Below are 6,107 nucleotides of genomic sequence, written 5' to 3' on the forward strand. Positions count from 1 at the left end.
TGATCACGATGGACCCGCGGCGGCGCGTGATCGAGCACGGCGCGGTTGCCGTGAAAGGCGATCGGATCGTCGCCGTGGGCGGCACCGACAAACTGCAGGCTCGCTACCGCGCCGCACGCACGATCGAGAAACTGGCGGCGGCGCTCGCCGCGAAGGCGCCGTCCGCGCCCGCCGGCGGACTCGTGCCGATTCGCGACGGCGGGCCCGCCGCACCGCTCTTCCTGCTGCCGGGCGCCGGCGGGAACGTGGTCTACTTCCACCCGCTCGCGCACCACCTGAGCGGCGCCCACGCGATTCACGGGCTGGAGGCGCTCGGCCTCGACGGCGCGTGCGAACCGCTCACCCGCGTGGAAGACATCGCGGCCCGTCATATCGAACGCATCTGGCCGCTGGTGGGCGCGGGTCCGTACTATCTGGCAGGCCACTCGTTCGGCGCGCACGTGGCGCTCGAGATGAGCCGGCAACTGGTCGCCAAGGGCGCCGACGTCAAACTGCTGGCGATCCTCGACGCGTCCGCGCCCATCGACAGCTCGGCCGCCACGTACTGGCAGGACTGGGACGACACCGAATGGCTGGTCGCGATCGCCCACGAAATCGGCACCTTCCTCGGCACCGACCTCCAGGTGACGCGAGCCGACCTCGTCCCGCTCGATCCCGACGGCCAGGCCGACTTGATCCTCGCGCGGATCGGCGACCGCGGCAGCTGGTTCGCGGACGCCGGGCCCGACCGCCTGCGCGCGTACCTGCGCGTCTATCAGGCCAACTTCAAGTCGCACTACGCGCCGCCGGCCACGCCGCTGCCCGTGCCGATCGCGTTGTTCCGCAGCACCGAGCACGATCCCGACGACTACGCGCCGTCGCCCGAGATCGCGCAGCTTCGCCTGGACCCGACCTGGGGATGGTCCCGCTTCTCGGCGCTCCCCGTCACGGTGACGGACGTCCCCGGCGACCACCTGACCATGCTGCTCGATCCGCATGCCGGCGTCCTCGCCGCCCATGTCAATTCGTTCCTGGAAAAACAACCCTCATGAAACTGAAATCAACGCCGACGATCGACAATACTTTCGCCCGCAAGGTCTGCATCAACCTGGACCGGCGCCCCGACCGCTGGGAAGCGATGCAACGAAAATTCGCAGAGCAGAACATCCTCACGGTGGAGCGGCTGTCCGCCGTCGATGCAAAACAGGTGAGCGTGCCGGAATCGTTGAGCCACATGCGTCCGCAGGACTACGGCTGCACGATGAGCCATCTCGCGGCCGTGAAACAGGCGAAGGCCGCCGGTGCGAGCGAAGTCCTGATCTTCGAGGACGACGCGTTCTTCGACGCCGAGTTCGCCGCGCGCTTTCCCGAGTTCATCGCGCAAGTACCGGACGACTGGCACATGCTGTTCCTGGGCGCGTATCACTTCACGCCGCCCATTCCCGTCGCGCCGAACATCGTCAAGGCCGTGGAGACGCTCACCGCGCACGCGTACGTCGTCAGGGACTCGCTCTACGACGCGTTCATCGCGATCAACGAAAACCCGCCGGCAATCAACGACCGCAACAACCTCGTCCTGCAGCAGACGTTCAATTGCTACTGCTTCGAGCCGAACCTGGTCGGACAGGAGTCCGGCTACTCCGACATCATGGACGAAGTGATGCCGGAAAAGCCGCTGACCTATTCGATGCCCATTCCGGACGGCTGGTAACGCCTGCCGCCCCGTGCTCGCCGCGAACCCTCACTCGACAGGCCATTGAACCTCATGCAAACCACCACCGTTGACCTCGAAGCGGCATTCGTACAGGCCGCGCTGGATGCGCTCCACCGGGACTGCAAGCTCGGCGACGCGATTTCACTGGCTTACGGGAAATGCGAATCGACCGCCGGCGTGATCGACCTGATTTTTCCGTTGATCACGAAGAAACTGCGGATCGACTACATCCTCATGTACAGCATCGAAAGCAATCCCCGCACGCTCCTGCAATTTCTTCGGCAGGTCGAGTCGCGGCTGGCTCGGAACGAAAACTGGACGGCCGCCTCGGTCGAGGCCGCGTTGCGGAGCGTGGCCGATTCAACCGACAGCGTCGGCTGGGCGCGTGGGCAGCGCCTGCTGAAGTGCTGCATCCTGTTTTCCGATTCGCCGCTGGGCATCGTGGAAAGCATCACGTTCCTGGGCAAGCACGAAACCTCGGCGCGGTTGAGATCAGCGGCAAGCAATGTCGAACTCAGCCACCTGATCAATTGAGACCTATTGGCCACGCATGGATTCCGCTCAAAGCAAATCGCCGCCCTGGCATTCCGCCGTCACCCTGATGTGGCGCAGTCATCCCTGGCTGACGCTGGGCACGGTCCTGACGGGCCTCGTCAGCGGCATCGCGTCGATCGTAGGCGTCGGGTTGATCAGCACCGCGCTGCACGACCCGTCCGATCGACGGACGCTGTTGCTGATATTCATTGCGGTGAACGTCATCGCGGTGGTCTGCAGGAGCGGCGCCGCCGTGATGCCGTCCTATGCGTGCATGAAAGTCATGACGAGATTGCGCGTCAACCTGTGCAAGCGGATCCTCGCGACCCCGCTCGATGAAATCGACCGACGCGGCGCCCCCCATGTGCTGACCCTGCTGACACAGGACATTCCACAGCTGAGCCAGACCCTGCTCACCATCCCGACGATCATCGTTCAATCCGTCGTGCTGATCTGCAGCATCGCCTATCTCGCCTATCTCTCGTGGATCGTCTTCGCGTCGACGATGCTCCTGACCCTCGTCGGCCTGGTGCTTTACCTGTTCTTCTATCGAAAGGCGGTCAACTTCACGGAGCGGGTTCGCGATGAATTCGTCCAGTTCAACGAATATACGCACGGCCTCGTGTTCGGCATCAAGGAGCTCAAGCTCAACCGGGCGAGACGCCGCTGGTTCACCCGGGCCGCGATCGAACTGTCCTCGAAGCGCGTGGCGGGATTCAATTACATCGAACGCTTCTGGTTCATGAGCGGCGACAGCATCGGCCAGATCACCGTCGCGGTCCTGCTCGGGTTCCTGCTGTTCGGCGTGCCTTCGCTCGGCGTCGTGGACCCGTCCGTCCTCACGGCGAGCATTCTGGCGGTGCTCTACATGATGGGGCCCTTGACCATGCTGATCAATATCCTGCCGGTGGTGGCCGAAGGCAAGACCGCGCTCGCCCGGCTGGCGGAATTCGGTTTCCTGATCGACGACACGCAGGACTCGCGCAACGAGCCGCCCGGTCCGGGCACCGTGGCATCGCCAGCGGCGAAGTCATGGAAGGTCATCGAGTTGCACGAGGTGACGATGAACTACCGTGACAATGAATCGTCGGCCGACTTCGTGCTCGGCCCCATCAACATGACGATTCATGCCGGGGAACTCGTCTATGTGATCGGCGGCAACGGTAGCGGCAAGAGTACGTTGGGCAAGGTCCTCAGCGGCCTCTATGCGCCTACCGGCGGCACCATTTCCGTCGACGGGAAAGTCATCGACGACGATGCCCGGGAACACTACCGAAACCTGTTTTCCGCCGTCTTCACCGATTTCCATTTGTTCAATCGCATCATCGGGCCGGATCGGGGCAATGACAGCATCGAGCTTGCCCGGAAATACCTCGACACCCTGAAGCTGGCGGACAAGATCGAGATTTCCGGCCGGACCTACTCGACCACCCGGGCGCTATCGACCGGGCAACGCAAGCGCCTGGCGCTGCTTTGCGCGTACATCGAGGATCGTCCGATTTACATCCTGGACGAATGGGCCGCCGATCAGGATCCGGTCTTCAAGCGATTCTTCTATGAAGTGCTGGTCCCCGACCTGAAATCCCGCGGGAAATGCGTCGTCATCATTACCCACGACGATCAGTACTTCAAGCTGGCGGATCGGGTCATTCGCCTCGATAGCGGCCGTATCTTCTCCGATACGGCCGTGTGCGCCGTCCCGGCCGAAGCCGCCGGATGAGCCGCGATCCTGATGGGGACACGATGCGCGCCGTCCGTCGCAAACGGGCGAAACGCTCGCCGTGCGCCGTACCGGATTCGACGACCGGCGATGCGCCTGTCCCGGCAAACCGTTACAGACGCATTCGCACGCGGGTGTTTAAATCACGTCGGCATCCATGCGCACACGCGCAGCTTCAACGTCTCATCAGGAATCCTTTCATGGAGTTCAGCAGATTGTTCGCACACGTCGGCGAAGCGATCTCGAGCAGCGGGAGCCGACGTTTTCCCCGAATGATGTACAACCTGATCGCCGCGGCGGTCCCCGTCGACGAGATCCGCATTGCGGAGCTGGCGGTCGACGACGCGCCTGACGGCCATCCCGAGGTGCGCAGCCTCGGCGCGGTCGGCGCGGCGCTCGCGAAGGCCGGCGTGGCCGCCGCCTGTTGCGGGCCGCAGATGCCGCCGCGCCCGGGGGCGAGCCCCCTGCACGTCGACGACACGCTCGCCGGCCACGGCCCGATCCACGCGCAGCTCGACCGCTTCATCGTCATGCAGGCGGCGATCGTGTCGCCGCGTTACGCGCAATTCCACCTCGTGACCCGCAAGCGGGGCCACTGTTACGTGATCTCGTTGTATCGCACGTGTACGTTCGACGATTTCTCGCCGCAGGAGCGGACCTTCCTCAAGGAACTCTCGCACGTGCTGTTTCCGATCGTCGAGAGCCATGTCGCGGCGCTCGATGCGACGCCGCACGCCGCCCATGTGACGCTCGCCGCGCCGCCGGCGACGCAATCGGGCCGGGAGCGCGTGGCGCGGCGGTTCGCCGAGCGTCTGCGGCAAGCGGGCGTCAAGCTGTCGACGCGCGAGATCGAGGCATGCACGGCACTGCTGGCCGGCGACACGGTGCCCGCCATCGCCATGCGTTTCGCGCTGCGCGAAAGCACCGTCGAGACCTACCTGAAGCGCGCCGCCGTCAAGCTGGGCTTCAGCGGGCGTCATGGCCTGACGCGCTGGATGCTCGACGAGACGGCCGGGGCCGCGACGGAAGCGGGCGGGGACGGCATGCGAAGCGTGCGGCGCGACTACGCGTCGCCGCGCGTCGGAACCTGAGGGCCCGCGGCCCGAACGGGCCCATCCGGCGGCGCCGCGTGCGTCAGGTGTGGCACGCCGGGCCCTTCAGCACGCGCGACGCCGACGCAGGCGACGCGCGAAACACCATGGGACGACGGCCGCCGGTTTCCATCTCGCGTCGCACGTCGGCCATCCGGCCGGCGACGCACCCCGCGCTGCCGCATCCGGTGACATCGTCGTCATCGCCCGCGACGACGCGCGTCGGCGCGTGCGCGGGCGGCAGCCATCCCGGCTAGTCGGCGGCGTGTCGGCGTCACGCCGCCGACGCGCACGGGACGGAATCGTCGATCATCCATTTCGTGAGCCCGTGCCGGCCGCTGATGCCGAGCTTCACCGCGGCGCGCTTGATGTACGTCTCGATCGTGCTCTCCTTCACGCCGAGCTCGCCGGCCATTTCGCGCAGCATCTTGCCCGCGAGCAGACCGAGGCACACTTCGTTTTCACGCGCCGACAGCACGACCCGCGCGCGCGCGAGCCGCGATTCGAACTCGTGGCGCAGCGCCTCGACGCCGGGCATGCCTGCCGTCGCACCGGGCGCGGTCGCGCATTCGAGCTTGCCGTGCCGACGCGTCGACGCATGCCACTCGACGAGCGGCAGCAGCGTATCGGCGAAATTCTTCAGGAACGACATCTCCTGCAACGAGAAGTCGCGATGCGATGCCGTGCGATGCAGCGAGATCACGTAGCGGCGATTCGCCTTGCCCGACACGAGATGGCACTGAAATCCGCCGCCCGGCCCGCGCGGCGGCGCGACGTCACCGCCACTACCACGCCGCAACAGCGGATTGATGTGAATGAGCTGCCGGTCGCAGGCCGCCAGGATCCGGTTCAACGGCGGATGCGCGGCCGGTTCCCGCTCGCCGTGCGCGGCCGGCGCGCCGCGCCCCGTGGAGTGAGACAGGACGAAGAGAGACGGGACCGGGGCAGAGGGCGCGAGCCCCGCCGAGAGGGAGGCCGATCGAGAGCGCGCCGGAAGCGCGGGGCTGGACGACGCGATGAAGCGAGGCGTCGATAGTCTGGCGGGCGACTGGGAGGGCAGGAGGAGGTA

The 6,107-nt window shown here is 65.9% G+C and carries 6 protein-coding genes; 5 read left to right on the forward strand and 1 reads right to left on the reverse strand.

Translation table 11 applies throughout. The features are described from left to right. The 5 genes from G3N96_RS37400 to G3N96_RS37420 all read left to right on the forward strand — a co-directional run. Window positions 1-1,031: alpha/beta fold hydrolase (locus G3N96_RS37400; protein WP_241023015.1), on the forward strand; the 1,031-nt coding region annotated here is incomplete at its 5' end. After that, on the forward strand, window positions 1,028-1,690 hold the full coding sequence (locus tag G3N96_RS37405) for a glycosyltransferase family 25 protein (protein ID WP_226205096.1): 663 nt from the start codon (window positions 1,028-1,030) through the stop codon (window positions 1,688-1,690). The genes G3N96_RS37400 and G3N96_RS37405, both read left to right, overlap by 4 nt. Before the next feature lie 54 nt (window positions 1,691-1,744). Beyond that, window positions 1,745-2,227, forward strand: a complete 483-nt coding sequence (locus tag G3N96_RS37410; protein ID WP_241023016.1) for a hypothetical protein — start codon at window positions 1,745-1,747, stop codon at window positions 2,225-2,227. 16 nt (window positions 2,228-2,243) lie between these two features. Next, on the forward strand, window positions 2,244-3,947 hold the full coding sequence (locus G3N96_RS37415; RefSeq protein WP_206140347.1) for a cyclic peptide export ABC transporter: 1,704 nt from the start codon (window positions 2,244-2,246) through the stop codon (window positions 3,945-3,947). Between the two features lie 200 nt (window positions 3,948-4,147). Next, window positions 4,148-5,038, forward strand: coding sequence for a LuxR C-terminal-related transcriptional regulator (locus G3N96_RS37420; protein ID WP_206140348.1), 891 nt, complete (start codon window positions 4,148-4,150; stop codon window positions 5,036-5,038). Between the two features lie 274 nt (window positions 5,039-5,312). Here the strand turns inward: G3N96_RS37420 and G3N96_RS37425 are convergent, their stop codons facing one another. Next, window positions 5,313-6,056 carry a helix-turn-helix transcriptional regulator gene (locus G3N96_RS37425; protein ID WP_206140349.1) on the reverse strand — a complete coding sequence of 248 codons (744 nt, stop codon included), beginning with the start codon at window positions 6,054-6,056 and terminating at the stop codon, window positions 5,313-5,315. Window positions 6,057-6,107 lie beyond the last annotated feature (51 nt).

Origin of the sequence: Burkholderia sp. Se-20373 (assembly GCF_017104705.1) — a bacterium.
Taxonomy (GTDB): domain Bacteria; phylum Pseudomonadota; class Gammaproteobacteria; order Burkholderiales; family Burkholderiaceae; genus Burkholderia.